Raw genomic sequence first — 15,915 nt, 5'->3', positions numbered from 1 at the left:
GCTGCGGATGTAGGACTGCGCCACGGGCGAGCTGTTCAGCTGCGCGGCGGCCGCCGGATCGGTGGCGTTGAGCGCCGCGATCACCTGTCCGTAGTTGCACGTGGTGTTGATGATCGCGTCCGTCGGGTCCGCGGATGCGATCCCGGCGCCGGCGGTCAACGCCACCGCGGCGCTACCGATCGCGACGGTCAATTTGGTCAACGACAGCCTCATGTGTGGACACCTTCCCCGTTAATGCACCGCTATCAAGGCGACGACATCTGCCCAGCGGTTGCCGTCTTCCGGTCGAGGTTACCAGGCGCCACGACCGTGCTTCCATTTCAATGGTTATCGCACGACCCCGCCGGACTGCGACTTTGCGCAGGTCGGCGGCCCGGGGCCGGTGTTCGCCCTTGGCGAAACGCACCCCGCCCGCGGCCTCCGAGACCGGCGGTCTTAAATCGTCTGTTTAACGGGCGCGCCAAGTGGTTGACGTGTATGTGCAACGTCTAGTATCAGTAACCGAAAGCTTTGTCTGGAGCGGCCGGCAGCACCGGGCGCGAGCCGAAGAGCAGCCCACACCGAAGTAGTACATAGAGGAGACGTCTGTGACCTACACGATCGCCGAGCCCTGTGTCGACATCAAAGACAAGGCATGTATCGAGGAGTGCCCGGTCGATTGCATCTACGAGGGCGCGCGGATGCTGTACATCCATCCCGACGAGTGCGTCGACTGCGGGGCGTGCGAGCCGGTCTGCCCCGTCGAAGCGATCTACTACGAAGACGACGTGCCCGAGCAGTGGAGCCAGTACACCCAGATCAACGCCGACTTCTTCACCGAACTGGGATCGCCGGGCGGCGCCGCCAAGGTCGGCATGACCGAGAACGACCCGCAGTCGGTCAAAGACCTGCCGCCGCAGGGCGAGGGCGACTGAGCCGGCCGGTGCTGGATCAGCCCGGTGTGAGGCCGCGCGCCGCACGCGGGCGAGTGTCGGCGTCCCTGCCGGAATTCCCGTGGGACACGCTGGCCGACGCGAAAGCGCTGGCCGGCTCCCACCCCGACGGGATCGTCGACCTGTCCGTCGGGACACCGGTCGACCCCGTCGCGCCGGTGATCCAAGAGGCGCTCGCCGCCGCCGGATCCGCGTCCGGGTACCCCGCCACCGCCGGCACTCCGCGACTGCGGGAAGCGGCGGTCGCCGCGCTGGCCCGCCGCTTCGGCGTCACGGGGGTCAGCGAGGCCGCCGTCCTGCCGGTGATCGGCAGCAAGGAGCTCATCGCCTGGTTGCCGACGCTGCTGGGGCTCGGACCCGCGGACGTGATCGTGGTGCCCGAGCTGGCGTATCCCACCTATGACGTCGGGGCCCGGCTGGCCGAGGCGCCGGTGCTGCGCGCGGACTCGCTGACCCAGTTGGGCCCGCAATCGCCTGCGCTGGTCTACCTGAACTCCCCGAGCAACCCGACCGGCCGCGTGCTGGGCGTCGACCACCTGCGCAAAGTGGTCGGCTGGGCGCGCGAGCGGGGCAGCGTGGTGGCCTCCGACGAGTGTTACCTGGGCCTGGGCTGGGACGCCCAACCGCTGTCGATCCTGCATCCGTCCGTGTGCGACGGCGACCACAGCGGGCTGCTGGCGATCCACTCGCTGTCCAAGAGTTCGTCGTTGGCCGGCTACCGGGCAGGGTTCGTCGCCGGTGACCCCGACCTGGTGGCCGAGCTGCTGGCGGTGCGCAAGCACGCCGGGATGATGGTGCCCACGCCGGTGCAGGCGGCCATGGTCGCGGCGCTGGACGACGACGCCCACGAGCGGGCGCAGCGGGAGCGGTACGAACGGCGGCGCGCGGCGTTGCTGCCGGTGCTGCGGGCGGCCGGATTCACCGTCGACCACTCCGAAGCCGGCCTGTATCTGTGGGCCACGCGCGGCGAGCCATGCGCGGACACCGTCGACTGGCTGGCGGGGCGCGGCATCCTGGTGGCGCCCGGCCACTTCTACGGCCCGCGCGGCGCGCAACACGTGCGCGTCGCGTTGACGGCCACCGACGAGCGGATCGCCGCCGCGGTGCAGCGACTCGCCTGACCGGCGCCGCCCAACTGCCACCGTGGCGGCGGCGAACGTGCACAATGCATCGCAGGTGTTTCGCCCGCTCACGGTAAGGACGGTGGTCGTGACCGCTTCGGCCGGCAAGCTACGGATCCCCCTTTCGGTCGGGGACATCGCCAAGCGGGTTTTCCTGGGCAAGCCGTTGGTCACCGAGGACATCGCCTCCGAGAAGTTGTCGAATCCGGTTGCGCTTGGCGCTCTTTCACCGGACGCCGTGTCATCGGTCGCCTATGGTCCCGAGCAGATCCTGATCGAGCTGTTGCCGCACGCGGGGTTGGCCGCCTTCCTGTTGTTGCTTCCGATCACCGGTGTCATCTTGCTCATCCTCGTGCTGGTGGCCGCCTCGTATCGGCAGGTGGTCATGGCCTACACCCGGGCGGGCGGCTCCTACATCGTCGCCCGCGAGAATTTCGGGCCCCGGGTGGCGCAGATAGCCGCCGCCGCGTTGCTGATCGACTACGTGGTCACCGTTGCGGTGCAGTCGGCGGCCGGGACGGTCGCGGTGGTGTCGGCCGTCCCCGCGCTGGGCCCCTACAGCCTGGAAATCACGGTCGGTGTGGTGCTTGCCATCTGCTACGCAAACCTGCGCGGCTTGAAGGAAGCGGGCCTGCCGTTCGCGCTGGCCACCTATGCCTTCATCGGCATGGTCGGCCTGACCATCGTGGTCGGCGTCATCCGCGCGGCCATGGGGAACCTGCCGGTCTACGATCCCACGCACATGGCGGGAACCGTGCCCGTCCACCAGGGCAACGGGCTGGTGCTGGGGGCGACGATCTTGGTGTTGCTGCGAGCCTTCGCCAACGGAGGCTCGTCCCTGACGGGGGTGGAGGCCATCTCCAACACGGTCGACCACTTCCGAAAGCCGCAGGGCCGCAACGCCCGCCGAGTGCTCACGGCCATGGCCACCATCCTTGGCGTGTTGCTGGCCGGGGTCGCCTATCTGGCGCACGTCACCCACGCCACGCCGTATCTCACCGAGTACCCGTCGGTGCTGTCGCAGATCGGTCGCGCCGTATTCGGCAACGGCCTGCTCGGCAACGTCTTCTATACGCTGGTCCAGGCCGCCACCGCCGCCATCCTGTTCACCGGCGCGAACACCAGCTTCAACGGGTTCCCGGCGCTGGCCAGCTTCGTCGCCGAGGACCGCTTCCTGCCGCGCCAACTCACCAAACGCGGTCACCGCCTGGTCTTCTCGAACGGCATCATCACGCTCACGGCGCTGTCCGTGCTGCTGTTGGTGGTGACGGGCGGCTCGGTCAACGCGCTGGTTCCCTTCTACGCGATCGGCGTGTTCACGGGGTTCTCGATGGCCGGCTACGGGATGACCAAACACCATCTGAGGCACCGCGAACCGGGATGGCGACGCCGCCTGGCCATCAACCTCTCCGCGGCCGTCCTGTCCACGGTCGTGGTGGGCATCTTCGCGGTGGCGAAGTTCACCGAAGGCGCGTGGCTGGTGGTCATCGTCTTCCCGCTGCTGGTGTTCATACTGACGCGGCTCAACCGCGAATACCGCGCCGAGGCAGCCATTCTCGAGATGTTCCGCACCGACCGCCCGGAGTTGGTGAAGTACGCGCGGCACCGGGTGTTCGTGTTCGTCGACTCCGTCGACCTGGCGGTGATCGAAGCGTTGCGCTACGGCAGGGGATTGCGTGCCGACGAGTTGACCGCCGTGCACTTCATGGTGGACCCGGCCCACGCCGCCATACTGCGGAAGCGTTGGGACCACTTCGATCTGGACACCCCGCTGCGGGTCGTCGACTGCCCGGACCGGCGGATCATCCGGGCCGCGCAGCTGTTCGTCGCCAAGGCCCGCGACGAACAAGCGCGCACCAACGTGACGGTGCTGCTGCCGCGCCGGACGTTCGGGCGGCTGCTTGGGCGGCTGCTGCACGACCGCACCGCGGACAAGATCTCCAGCGCGGTGAGCCTGATCCCCGACGCGGCGGCGACGATCGTGCCGTACGACGTGGAATCGCGCATTCGGGAGGCCTACCCCGACACGTTCGAGCAACGGATCGCCGACGAGATCGACAAGCTCGAGGCGTGGGTGTCCAGGGGCGAGGACGAGAAGGTGGACGCCTACGAGCACCCGGAGCGGCCGGGGTCGGTCATCCTGGTGGCCGGCCTGATCTCCGGGCAACGGGCCACCGTCGAGGGGCGGGTCAGCGAGGTCGAGGACGTCAACGACCGCGGGCGCACCCTGCGCGAGGTCGTCGTGGGGGACAACAGCGGGGAGATCACCATCACCTTCCGCCCCGGCCACGGCGGCGCCGACATCCAGCCAGGCCAGCTGTTGCGGATAACCGGGAAGGCCCGCCAGACGGGCAACCGGCCCATCTCGATGGTCGACCCGACGTATCAGGTGATCGAGGACCCCGCGGAGGCGGTCGATTCCAGCGAGTCGGGGGACGCCGGCAAAGCGTAGCGGCTACCGGATTGCCCCCAAACGCTGTGGCTTCACAGCGTTTCGCGCACGCGGCCCCGTCCGGCGGGCGCTCTTCGTCGGTGTTCACCATCGCCGTTGCGCTGCCGGGGAAACCGCGGAAGCCACAGTCGCGACAGAGGTTTCACGGCGATCCGTCCCTGGCAAATTCGCGGGCCGGCCGTATTCTCCAAGCGGTTAAGCTGACGGAGTTCAGGTCGGTAAGCTGACACCCGCGCGACTGGCCAACGCCGTTGGGGGAGAACAGAGGACTGCACATTGCGTGCCGCAACCGCCACACCCGTTGCTGTCATCGGTATGGCCTGCCGGCTTCCCGGTGGAATCGATTCCCCGCAACGGCTGTGGGAGGCGTTGCTGCGCGGCGCCGATTTCGTCGGCGAGATCCCCGCCGACCGGTGGGACGCGGACCTGTACTACGACCCCGAGCCCGGCGTGCCCGGCCGGTCGGTGACGCGGTGGGGGGCCTTCCTGGACGACGTCGGCGGCTTCGACTGCGATTTCTTCGGCATGACCGAGCGCGAAGCCACCGCGATCGACCCCCAACACCGTTTGCTGCTGGAGACGTCCTGGGACGCCATCGAGCACGCGGGCCTCGATCCCGCGCGGTTGTCCCACTCGCAGACCGGCGTCTTCGTCGGGCTGACGCACGGCGACTACGAACTGCTCTCCGCCGACTGCGGCGCCGCCGAGGGCCCGTACGGCTTCACCGGCACCAGCAACAGCTTCGCGTCCGGGCGGGTCGCCTACACGCTGGGGCTGCACGGCCCGGCCGTCACCGTTGACACCGCGTGCTCGTCGGGGTTGATGGCCGTGCACCAGGCCTGCGGCAGCCTCAACAGCGGCGAGAGCGATTTGGCCCTGGCCGGCGGTGTCGCCGTGACCCTCGAACCGCGCAAGTCCGTCTCGGGGTCGCTGCAGGGCATGCTGTCGCCGACCGGCCGCTGCCACGCCTTCGACGTCAACGCGGACGGCTTCGTCTCCGGTGAGGGCTGCGTCGTGCTGCTGCTCAAGCGGCTCGACGACGCGCAACGCGACTCCGACCGCATCCTGGCCGTCCTGCGCGGCACGGCGGCCAACCAGGACGGCCGCACCGTCAACATAGCGGCGCCGTCGGAAACCGCCCAGGTGGCCGTCTACCGCAAGGCCCTGGAGACCGCCGGCGTCGACGCCGCCACGGTCGGCTTCGTCGAGGCGCATGGGACCGGCACCCCGGTCGGGGATCCGATCGAATACGCGAGCCTGGCCGCCGTGTACGGGACCGGCGGGCCCTGCGCGCTGGGCTCGGTCAAAACCAATTTCGGCCACCTGCAGTCGACCTCCGGACCGCTGGGGCTGATGAAGGCCATCCTCGCGCTACAGCACGGCACGGTGCCGCAGAACCTCCACTTCACCCGGCTGCCCGACGAGATGGCCGCGATCAAGACGGAACTGTTCGTGCCGCAGGCCAACACGCCGTGGCCCGGCGACCGGCGCCCGCGCCGCGCCGCGGTGTCGTCATACGGGATGTCCGGCACCAACGTGCATGCCGTCTTGGAGGAGGCGCCGCCGGAACAAGCGCCGCCGGCCGCCCCGAATGCCAACGGGGCGTTGTTGTTCCCGGTGTCGGCGACGTCCGCCGAACAATTGCGCGTCACGGCCGCCCGGCTGGCGGATTGGATCGACGCCGGCGGTGCCGGCACCGCCGGCCTGTCGGACGTCGGCTACACACTCGCGCGCCGCCGCGCACACCGGCCGGTGCGCACGGTGGTGTCCGCCGGCGACCTCGGTCAGCTGAGCGCGGCCCTGCGCGAGGTCGCCGGCGGCGACATCCCGCATCTACCCGCCGTGGGGCAGGACGACCGGGGACCGGTCTGGGTGTTCTCCGGCCAAGGCTCGCAGTGGTCGCAGATGGGCGCCGGGCTGCTGGCCTCCGAACCGGTGTTCGCCGCGACGATCGCGGCGATGGAACCGCTGATCGCCGCGGAATCGGGGTTCTCGGTGACCGAGGCGATGTCGGCGCCCGAGGTGGTGACCGGCATCGATCGGGTGCAGCCGACGATCTTCGCGATGCAGGTCGCGCTGGCCGAGACGATGAAGTCCTACGGGGCCCGTCCCGGCGCGGTCATCGGCCATTCGCTCGGTGAATCCGCCGCGGCGGTCGTCGCCGGTGGCCTGTCGCTGCAAGACGGCGTGCGCGTCATCTGCCGGCGCTCGAGGCTGATGGCGCGGCTCGCCGGGAGTGGCGCCATGGCGTCGGTGGAACTGCCGGGCCAACAGGTGTTGTCGGAACTGTCCATTCGCGGGATCTCCGACGTGGTCCTCTCGGTGGTCGCGTCGCCCACGTCGACGGTCGTCGGCGGCGACACGCAGTCGATCCGGGACCTGGTCGCGGTCTGGCAGGAGCAGGACGTGGTGGCGCGCGAGGTGGCGGTGGACGTGGCCTCGCACTCGCCCCAGGTCGAGCCGATCCTCGACGAACTGGTCGAGGCCCTCGCCGGCCTCGAGCCCAGGGAGCCGGAGGTTCCCTACTACTCGGCGACGCTCTGGAACCCCCGCGAACGGCCGTCGTTCACCGCCGACTACTGGGGCGAAAATCTAAGGTACACAGTGCGATTCGCGGCGGCCGTGCAGGCCGCCCTCAAGGACGGTTTCCGCGTCTTCGGGGAGCTTTCGCCGCATCCCCTGCTCACGCACGCCGTCGAGCAGAACGCCGCAAGCCTGGACATGCCCATCGCGGCGCTGGCGGCCATGCGCCGGGAGCAAGAGCTGCCGGCCGGGTTGCGGGCGTTCGTCGCCGACGTGCACAGCGCCGGCGCCGTGGTCGACTTCTCGGTCCAATACCCGAGCGGCCGCCTGGTGGACGCGCCCATCCCGACGTGGACCCATCGCAGGCTCATGCTCAGCCGCGAGGCGAAGGAGCAGGCGCACGGCGCCTCGGTCCAGGCCGTCCATCCGCTACTCGGTGCGCACGTGCACCTGTACGAGGAACCGGAGCGACACGTCTGGCAGGGCGATGTCGGCACCGAGGCGCACCCGTGGCTCGGCGATCACCAAATCCACCACGTGGCAGCGCTTCCCGGCGCCGCGTACTGCGAGATGGCGCTGACCGCCGCGCGGGCGGTCCTCGGCGAACGGTCCGAGGTCACCGACATCACGTTCGAGCAGACCCTGCTGCTGGACGGCGGGACGCGGGCGTCGTCGGCGGCGACGGTCACCGCGCCCGGCGTTCTCGAGTTCACCGTGGACACCCACGAGGACGGCGAACGCGTGCGCCGGGCGCGCGCGGTCCTGCGCGCGCAGGAAGGGGCGGACGAGGACGGGCCGCAGCAGCCGCCCGCCCACGACATGGCCACGCTGATCGCCAATCATCCGTCCGGCATGGACGGCGCCGAGTTGCGAAAGGCGTTCGACGCCATCGGGATTCAATACGGTCCCGCCTTCTCGGGCCTGGCCGCCGCGCTCCTCGGCGACGTGGACACACCCACGGTGCTCGCCGAGGTGGCGCTGCCCGGAGCCATCCGCTCGCAGCAGTCGGGCTACGCGATCCACCCGGCCCTGCTGGACGCATGCTTTCAGTCGGTGGTCGTTCACCCGGTGGTCCAGCAGGCCGGCGCGGGTGGCCTGCTGCTGCCGGTCGGCGTGCGCCGGCTGCGCAGCCATGCCCCGGCGCGCAATGCGCAATACTGCCTGGCCCGGGTGACGTCGTCGGGCCCCGGCGAGTGCGAGGCGGACATCGACGTGCTGGACCAGTCCGGCGCCGTGCTCCTGACCGTCGAGGGGCTGCGGCTGGCCGGTGGGGTCTCCGAACGCGAACGAGCCGAGCGGCTGCTCAACGAGCGGTTGTTGGCCATCGAATGGGAGCCGCGGGAACTCCCGGACGCCGCGCGGGCCGAGCCGGGATCGTGGCTGCTGCTCACCGCGTGCGAGGCGACGGATCCGCTCGCGACCCAGCTGGGCGAGGCGCTCGATTCCGATGGCGCCCACTGCACCACGCTCTCGTTGCCTGTCGGGCCGGTGGAAACCGCCGGGCTGCGCGCGCTGCTGTCCGGCAACGGCCCGGCCGCCTCGAACGGGCACGGCCCGCTCAAGGGCCCGACGGGTGTGGTCGTGGTGACCGCGCCACCGGGCGGCGGCCCCGACCAGGCGCGGCGCGCCCGCGACTACGTGTCGCACCTGGTGGCCGTCGCGCGTGAGCTCTCCGAGCTGCCCGGCGAGTCGCCCCGGCTCTTCGTGGTCACCAGGAACGCCGCCAGCGTGGCCGCCGGCGATGTGGCCAACCTGGAACAGGCCGGGCTGCGTGGACTGCTGCGGGTGATCGACTCCGAGCACCCGCACCTGAGCGCCACCCAAATCGACGTCGACGCGACGACCGGGCCGGAACACGTTGCGGCGCAACTCAAGAGCGGCTCGGGAGAAGACGAGACCGCCTGGCGCCAGGGGGAGTGGTACACCGCGCGGCTGCGGCCCGGTCCGCTGCGCCCGGCCGAACGGCAGACCGCGGTCGTCGATCACGAGCGGGACGGCATGCGCCTGCAGATCCGCACCCCCGGTGACCTCGAATCGCTGGAGTTCACCGCGTTCGACCGCGTCCCGCCCGGGCCGGGGGAGATCGAGGTCGCGATCGCCGCGTCCACCATCAACTTCGCCGACGTGCTGGTGGCCTTCGGCCGCTATCCCACCTTCGAGGGCTACCAACAGCAATTGGGCGGGGACTTCGCCGGCGTGGTCACCGCCGTCGGCCCGGACGTCACCGAGCATCGGGTGGGCGACCGCGTCGGCGGCATGTCCCGCAACGGCTGCTGGGGCACCTTCGTCATCGCCGACGCCAGGCACGCGGTCACCCTGCCGCCCGACCTCGCTTCCGAAGACGCCGCCGCCGTGGCCACCGCCTCGGCGACCGCCTGGTACGGCCTGCATGACCTGGCCCGCATCGCGCCGACCGACAAGGTGCTGATCCACTCCGGCACCGGCGGCGTGGGACAGGCGGCCATCGCGATCGCCCGGGCCGCGGGCTGCGAAATCTTCGCGACCGCGGGCAGCCCCCAGCGCCGGCAATTGTTGCGCGACATGGGAATCGAGCACGTCTACGACTCGCGCAGCACGGCGTTCGCCGACGAGATCCGCCGTGACACCGGCGGATACGGCGTCGACGTGGTGCTCAACTCGCTGTCCGGCGCCGCGCAGCGTGCGGGAGTCGAGTTGCTGGCGTTCGGCGGCCGATTCGTCGAGCTGGGCAAGCGTGACATCTACCGCGACACCCACCTCGGGCTGTTCCCGTTCCGCCGCAACCTGTCGCTGTTCGCGGTCGACCTGGCGTTGCTGACGTTCAGCCATCCCGACACCGTCCGACGCCTGCTGGCCACCGTGTACCGCCGCACGGCCGACGGCGGGCTGCCGTTGCCGCGGACCACGCACTTCCCGATCCACGACGCGGCCGCCGCGGTCCGCCTGGTGGCGGGCGCCGGCCACACCGGCAAGGTGGTGCTCGACGTGCCGCGCACGGGACGCAGTGTGGCCGCCGTCCCGCCGGAAAACGTGCGACCGTTCCGCACCGATGGCGCCTACATCGTCACCGGCGGCATCGGCGGGCTGGGCTTGTTCCTGGCCGGTCAGATGGCGGCGCGCGGCGCCGCACGGATCGTGCTGAATTCCCGCTCGGCGCCCAACGAGCAAGCCCGCCAAGACATCGAGCGTCTCCGCGCCGACGGGGCCGACATCGCGGTGGAGTGTGGCGACATCGCCGAGCCGGGCACGGCCGAGCGGCTGGTGGCGTCCGCGACCGAGACCGGACTGCCGGTGCGCGGCGTGCTGCACGCGGCCGCGGTGGTCCAGGACGCCACGCTGGCCAACGTGACCGACGAACTCATCGACCGATGCTGGGCGCCAAAGGTTTACGGAGCCTGGAACTTGCATCACGCGACGGCGGACCAGCCGCTGGACTGGTTCTGTTCGTTCTCCTCGGCCGCCGCGCTGGTCGGATCGCCGGGCCAGGGCGCCTATGCCGCGGCCAACAGCTGGCTGGACGCCTTCGCCCATTGGCGGCGCAGCCAGGGGTTGCCGGGCAGCGCGATCGCCTGGGGCGCATGGTCGGAGGTCGGCCGCGCCACGGCGCTCGCGGAAGACGCCGGCATCGCGATCAAGCCGGCGGAGGGTTACCACGCCTTCGAATCCCTGCTGCGCTACGACCGCGCCTACACCGGCTACGCGCCGATCATGGGAACACCCTGGTTGACCTCGTTCGCGCAACGCAGCCGGTTCGCCGAAGCTTTCCAGTCGATGGGATCCGGCAACCCCGACACCGGCAAATTCCTGGCCGAACTCAAGGCGCTGCCCCGCGAGGAGTGGCCGACCGCCATCCGCCGGCTGGTGTCCGGCCAGATCAGTCTGTTGCTGCGCCGCACAATCGATCCCGATCGTCCACTCTCCGACTACGGGCTGGATTCGCTGGGAAACCTGGAGCTGCGAACGCGCATCGAAAACGAAACCGGGATCCGCATCAGCCCCACCAAGATCACCACGGTTCGCGATCTGGCCGAGCACCTGTGCGACGAGTTGGCCGCCGCGGAAACCGCGGCGTCGCCGTCCTGACCGGAAGCGCGGCCGGGAACTTCGGCTCAGCGTGCTCGTAACCGTCGGCGCCCGGGCCAGGCGGCGCGCCCCGCCCGCCCGGCGCGGCGGCGCTCGACCCCGCGACGCCCGGAGCTGGTCGAATGCGGCGGGCGCGGCCGCCGCGGCACGGTGGCGGGAAAACGGAAATCTCCTGTAAATTGGCCATCTTAAGTAACCGACCGGCCACAACCCGGTTTGATTGGTGAGCGATCTGGTGAAGGTCGTGGGAGGACTTGCACGGGATCGGTGTCGAGGAGCCGAAAATGTCGAACAACATCACCTGGCACGAACACCACATCAGTCGCGACAGCCGGGAGAAGCTCAACGGGCACCGAGGCTGCGTCCTCTGGTTCACCGGGCTCAGCGGCAGCGGGAAGAGCACGGTGGCCAACACCGTTGAGCAGAGGCTGTACGAGCGGGGCATCCGGAGCTATCTCCTCGACGGGGACAACGTCCGCTACGGGCTCAACGCCGGGCCCGACACCCTGGAGCCGCGCCACGGCGTGGCGTTCGCCAAGAGGTTCGGCCTGGGCTTCTCCGCCGAAGACCGCGAGGAGAACATCCGGCGCATCGGCGCGGTCTCGAAGTTGTTCTGCGAGGCCGGCGTCATCGCGCTGACGGCCTTCATCAGTCCCTACCGGCGGGACCGCGATGCGGTGCGCGAAACGCTGCTCGAGGGCGACTTCCAGGAGATCTTCGTCGACACCCCCATCGAGATCTGCGAAAAGCGCGACCCCAAGGGGCTGTACAAGAAGGCCCGGGCCGGCGAGATCAAGGGATTCACCGGCATCGACGACCCGTACGAGGCTCCGGTGGAACCGGAACTGCGACTCGAGGGCGGCGCGAAGGACGCGGGCACGCTGGCCGAGGAGGTGATTGCGCACCTCGAGAAGGTCGGCGTCATCCCCGCCCTCGCGCGCAGCCAGGAGCCGACGGGCGGGGTTTAGGAATCGGCACGGGCACCGAAGACGTTGCCAGGAAAGTGTTGCACTGCGAAGCGAGGGGCATCGAATGAGCTATACGGGTCACAACGGCAAGCCGATCGTGGAGCGGGTGGCCACCGAAAACGCGGCCGGCCGGATCCAGGGCCTGGCGCGGGTGCCCATCTCGAAGGCGACGGCGCACGAGGTCATCAGCCTGTCCTACGGGTTCTTCACGCCGCTGACCGGGTTCATGGGCCGGCAGGAGGTCGACACCACGCTGGACAAGTTGGCCTTGCCGGACGGGACGCTGTGGAGCATCCCGATCGTGTTCGACCTGTCCTCCGACGACATCGACACGCTGGGCGTCCAAGAGGGCGCCAGCGTCGTGCTGGAGTACTCAGACGCTCCCATCGCGATCCTGGACGTCACCGAGATCTACGAGTACGACCTGCAGCGACTGGCTGAGAAGACTTACGGCACAACGGATCCCCGGCATCCGGGAGTGAAGAAGACGCTGGCGTACGCAAACCGGTTCGTCGCCGGCGACGTCACGCTCATCAACGAGCCGGTGTTCAACGAGCCCTTCAAGAGCTTCTGGCTCACGCCCAGGCAGCACCAGGACGCGCTCGCGGAAAAGAACTGGACCCACGTCGTCGCGCATCAGACCCGCAACGTCCCGCACACCGGACACGAGGCGCTGATGAAGCAGGCGTGGTTGGCCGCCAACGAAGACCAGCCGGTCGACGACCTGAGCACGGGCGTGCTGGTCAACGCGATCATCGGGCAGAAACGGGTGGGCGACTACATCGACGAGGCGATCCTGCTCACGCAGGACGAGCTCAGGAAGAGCGGGTATTTCCGGGAGGACGTCCACAAGGTGACCTTCACGCTGTGGGACATGCGATACGCGGGTCCGCGGGAGGCCATCTTCCACGCGATCCTGCGCACCAACCTCGGGTGCACGCACCACATGTTCGGCCGCGACCACGCCGGCGTCGGCGAGTTTTACCACCCGTACGACTCGCAGAACCTCCTTCAGGAACACCGTTCGGAGCTGGGCATCAAACCGGTGTTCCTGCGCGAGAACTGGTATTGCCCCGAATGCCGGGAAGTGACCAATTCGGCGCTGTGCGGGCACGACTCCAAGGCGCAGAGTTTCAGCGGAAGCCTGATCAGAAGCATCCTGACCGACGAGGTGAAGCCCACCCAGCAGGTGATGCGGCACGAGGTGTTCGAGGTGGTTCTCGAGGCGGCCGCCAAGTACGGCCAGGGCTCGCCGTTCGTCACCGAGGAGTACCTGGCGGACCGGCTGCCCGTGTTCACGCTGAACCCGCTGGAGGGGGCCCGATCATGAGCGGCGACGTCAAGAAGATCAAGGTCAACGTCTGGATCAACGAGGAGCGGCTCGAGGCGCTGGCGAAAGCCGGGATGGCCGACTCGGCGAAGGAAGCCTTCGCGGGGATGAAGCTCTTGGAGATTTATACCACCGAAGAGCAGAAGGACGTTGTGCTGCAACGCTTTCCGGGGTCAAAGTACGACTCCGCCACCACGAAGTCCATCGAGTTGCTGCCCAAGAAGGTCAAGGACCGGCTGCTGGAGCTGTCCATCGCCCTGCATTCCACGGGCCCCGACGTGGTGGACCGCTTCCTCGCCGAATCGCAGCCGTAGGCGCGGCGCTCAGGCGTCCAGTCGGGTGAACTCCTGACGGCGGTACTGCTCGACGCAGGCCGCGCGCCGGATCTTGCCGCTCGTCGTGGTGGGAATCGACCCGGGCGACACCAGCACGAGATCGGCGACATTGAGACCGTGCGAATTCGAAATCGCCGCGGTGACATCGTTTTTGACGACGGCGAACCGGCGCGACACCTCCTCGTCGGAGTCGCCGCGCTTCTTCATCTCGATGATGGTCACCAGCTTCTCGGTCTCGTCCACCGGCACCGAGATCGCGGCGACGCGGCCCCCGGTGATCCCCTGCACCGTCGACTCGATGTCCTCGGGATAGTGGTTGCGCCCGTAGACGATCAGGAGATCTTTGGTCCGGCCCACGATGAACATCTCGCCCTCGGAGACGAACCCGAGGTCGCCGGTGCGCAGCCACGGTCCCTCCGGCGTGCCCGGCGACGGGTCGACCAGGCCGCCGGCGAAGGTGCGTGCGGTCTCCTCGGGCTTCTGCCAGTAGCCGCCGGCAACGTTTTCGCCATGGACCCAGATCTCGCCGACCTTTCCCGGCGGGCATTCCCGGCGGGCGTCGGGGTCGACGATCCGCACCGCCGGCGATGTCGGCATGCCGTAGCTCAGCAGCGGCGAGCCACTCTCCGCCGGGCAGCGTTCCGCGGACCCCTCGGACAACTTCTCTGATTCGAAGTGCACCACCCGCGGGGCCCCGCGGGTGGTGCGGCTGGTGACGTACACCGTGGCCTCGGCCAATCCGTAGGACGGGCGCATCGCGCGGTCGTCAAAGTTGTACGGCGCGAAGCGTTTAGCGAACCGGTCCAGCGTGGCGGGGTGGATGCGTTCGGCGCCGCTGACGACGCCCAGGACGTTGCCCAGGTCGACGCCGTCCAGGTCTGCGTCCTTCGTCTTGCGGACGGCCAGCTCGAAGGCGAAGTTCGGCGCCGCCGACATCACCGGGGTGCCGATCGACATCGCGTGGATCCACCGTGCCGGTCGTTGCAGGAAGGCGACCGGGCTTGTCAGGTCACCGCGATAACCGCCCATGATCGGCGCGATGACGCCGAGCACCAACCCCATGTCGTGGTAGAAGGGCAGCCAGGAGACGGCGGCCGTTTCGCGTGGCGGGACGCCGTTGAACTCGGCGAAATAGGCGGCCATCAGCTGCTGGAAGTTCACGCGCAGGTTGCGGTGCGAGATCATGACGCCGGCCGGCAGTCGCGTCGAGCCGGACGTGTACTGCAGGTAGGCCGTGTCGGGGGCGCCGTTGAGCCGGATGCCCGGCGCGGAGGGGTCGTCCAAATCGAGCGCATCGACCTCGACGACCGCCGGGGTGGTCGTCGGGCCCGGCTGCCCGAGGTACTCGGTGATGGTGCCGGCGACCGCCGACGTGGTGAGCACGACGGTGGGTGTGGTGTCGGCCAGGACGGCGCTCACGCGTTCGTCGTGTGAGCCCACCGCCGGGACGGGCAGCGGCACCGCGATCAGCCCGGCCTGCATCGCGCCCAGGAAGGCCACGATATAGGGCAGGCCCTGCGGAGCCAGGATCACGGCCCGGTCCCCGACGGCGCCGTGCCGCTCGACCTCGTGCGCGACGTTCAGGGTCCGCTGGTACAGCTGCGCCCACGTCAACGTCTCGGTGACGCCCGCCCAATCGTGCTCGTAGTCGGTATAGCGGAACGCGATTTCGTCGGGCTGCAGACCCGCGCGTTCACGCAGCAGGGAGACCACCGACGCGTTCTGCATGCGGGTTAGGCTACCGCTCTTCTTCCGCTTGCGGACGAAGGTCGCGCCAGGCCCCGGTTCCGCCCGCCGGCGCTACGGTCCCGGCCGCGGGCCGCCGCGTGCGCCCGACTGCGCCGGGCCGTCCCGCGCCAACGAATACCGTTGTGGCCCAGCCTCGTTCAAGGTGCATCCGGGCCGTGGTCCCAGGTGTGCGGCAACATCGGTGTGCGCGCGGCGCCGTCGAAGGCATCGTCGCGCAGCGCGGTCAGTCCTGCCGGCATGCCGGCCCCCTTGGCGGGCGCGGTTCCGGTGAAGCCCAGGGTTTCCGCGCCCCGATCCGAGGCGCTCGACGACGGTTCCGCGTCCAGGTACTCGTATCGGCGGCCGAGTTGCGTGACCGCCGCCCGGCGGCGCCGCGCCTGCGAAACCTGGTTCGGGGCCTCGGCCGCCACGGGGACCTCGACGAGACCCGACCGCGCCGCCCG

At 69.5% G+C, this 15,915-nt stretch carries 9 protein-coding genes and 1 pseudogene; 7 read left to right on the top strand and 3 right to left on the bottom strand.

The features are described from left to right. Window positions 1-213 (bottom strand): hemophore-related protein (locus A9X03_RS09705; RefSeq protein ID WP_197696047.1); only part of this gene is annotated, 213 nt, incomplete at its 3' end. 374 nt (window positions 214-587) lie between these two features. Here A9X03_RS09705 and fdxA point away from each other — a divergent pair. The 7 genes from fdxA (at window position 588) to A9X03_RS09670 (ending at window position 13,702) form a co-directional block, all read left to right on the top strand. Continuing rightward, complete coding sequence (fdxA, locus tag A9X03_RS09700; RefSeq protein WP_067755774.1) at window positions 588-914, top strand: ferredoxin; 327 nt, start codon at window positions 588-590, stop codon at window positions 912-914. Between the two features lie 53 nt (window positions 915-967). Beyond that, a complete protein-coding gene (dapC, locus tag A9X03_RS09695; protein WP_067780069.1) occupies window positions 968-2,053 on the top strand; it encodes a succinyldiaminopimelate transaminase in 1,086 nt (361 codons plus the stop codon). An 88-nt stretch (window positions 2,054-2,141) separates the two neighbouring features. Further along, window positions 2,142-4,505, top strand: coding sequence for an APC family permease (locus A9X03_RS09690; protein ID WP_068260771.1), 2,364 nt, complete (start codon window positions 2,142-2,144; stop codon window positions 4,503-4,505). A gap of 276 nt (window positions 4,506-4,781) precedes the next feature. Beyond that, a complete protein-coding gene (gene pks2 / locus A9X03_RS09685; RefSeq protein WP_068260766.1) occupies window positions 4,782-11,090 on the top strand; it encodes a type I polyketide synthase in 6,309 nt (2,102 codons plus the stop codon). Between the two features lie 284 nt (window positions 11,091-11,374). Continuing rightward, complete coding sequence (gene cysC, locus A9X03_RS09680; protein WP_068260768.1) at window positions 11,375-12,058, top strand: adenylyl-sulfate kinase; 684 nt, start codon at window positions 11,375-11,377, stop codon at window positions 12,056-12,058. A 64-nt stretch (window positions 12,059-12,122) separates the two neighbouring features. Further along, complete coding sequence (sat, locus tag A9X03_RS09675; protein WP_067886850.1) at window positions 12,123-13,388, top strand: sulfate adenylyltransferase; 1,266 nt, start codon at window positions 12,123-12,125, stop codon at window positions 13,386-13,388. Continuing rightward, the gene (locus A9X03_RS09670; RefSeq protein WP_067755762.1) at window positions 13,385-13,702 is read left to right on the top strand and encodes a hypothetical protein; all 318 of its coding nucleotides are present in this window, start codon (window positions 13,385-13,387) and stop codon (window positions 13,700-13,702) included. The genes sat and A9X03_RS09670 overlap by 4 nt, the downstream gene beginning before the upstream one ends. 9 nt (window positions 13,703-13,711) lie before the next feature. Here the strand turns inward: A9X03_RS09670 and fadD21 are convergent, their stop codons facing one another. Both fadD21 and A9X03_RS29745 read right to left on the bottom strand, forming a co-directional pair. Beyond that, window positions 13,712-15,451 (bottom strand): fatty-acid--AMP ligase FAAL21/FadD21, encoded by a 1,740-nt coding sequence (fadD21, locus tag A9X03_RS09665; protein ID WP_067780175.1) that lies wholly within the window; start codon window positions 15,449-15,451, stop codon window positions 13,712-13,714. 158 nt (window positions 15,452-15,609) lie between these two features. Next, window positions 15,610-15,915, bottom strand: a pseudogene (locus A9X03_RS29745) (hypothetical protein); the annotation flags it as partial.

The sequence above is a fragment of the Mycobacterium sp. E1715 genome, assembly GCF_001667625.1.
GTDB lineage: Bacteria > Actinomycetota > Actinomycetes > Mycobacteriales > Mycobacteriaceae > Mycobacterium.
The sequence above is the reverse complement of the archived record's forward strand: the minus strand, read 5'-3'. Positions and strand labels throughout refer to the sequence as shown.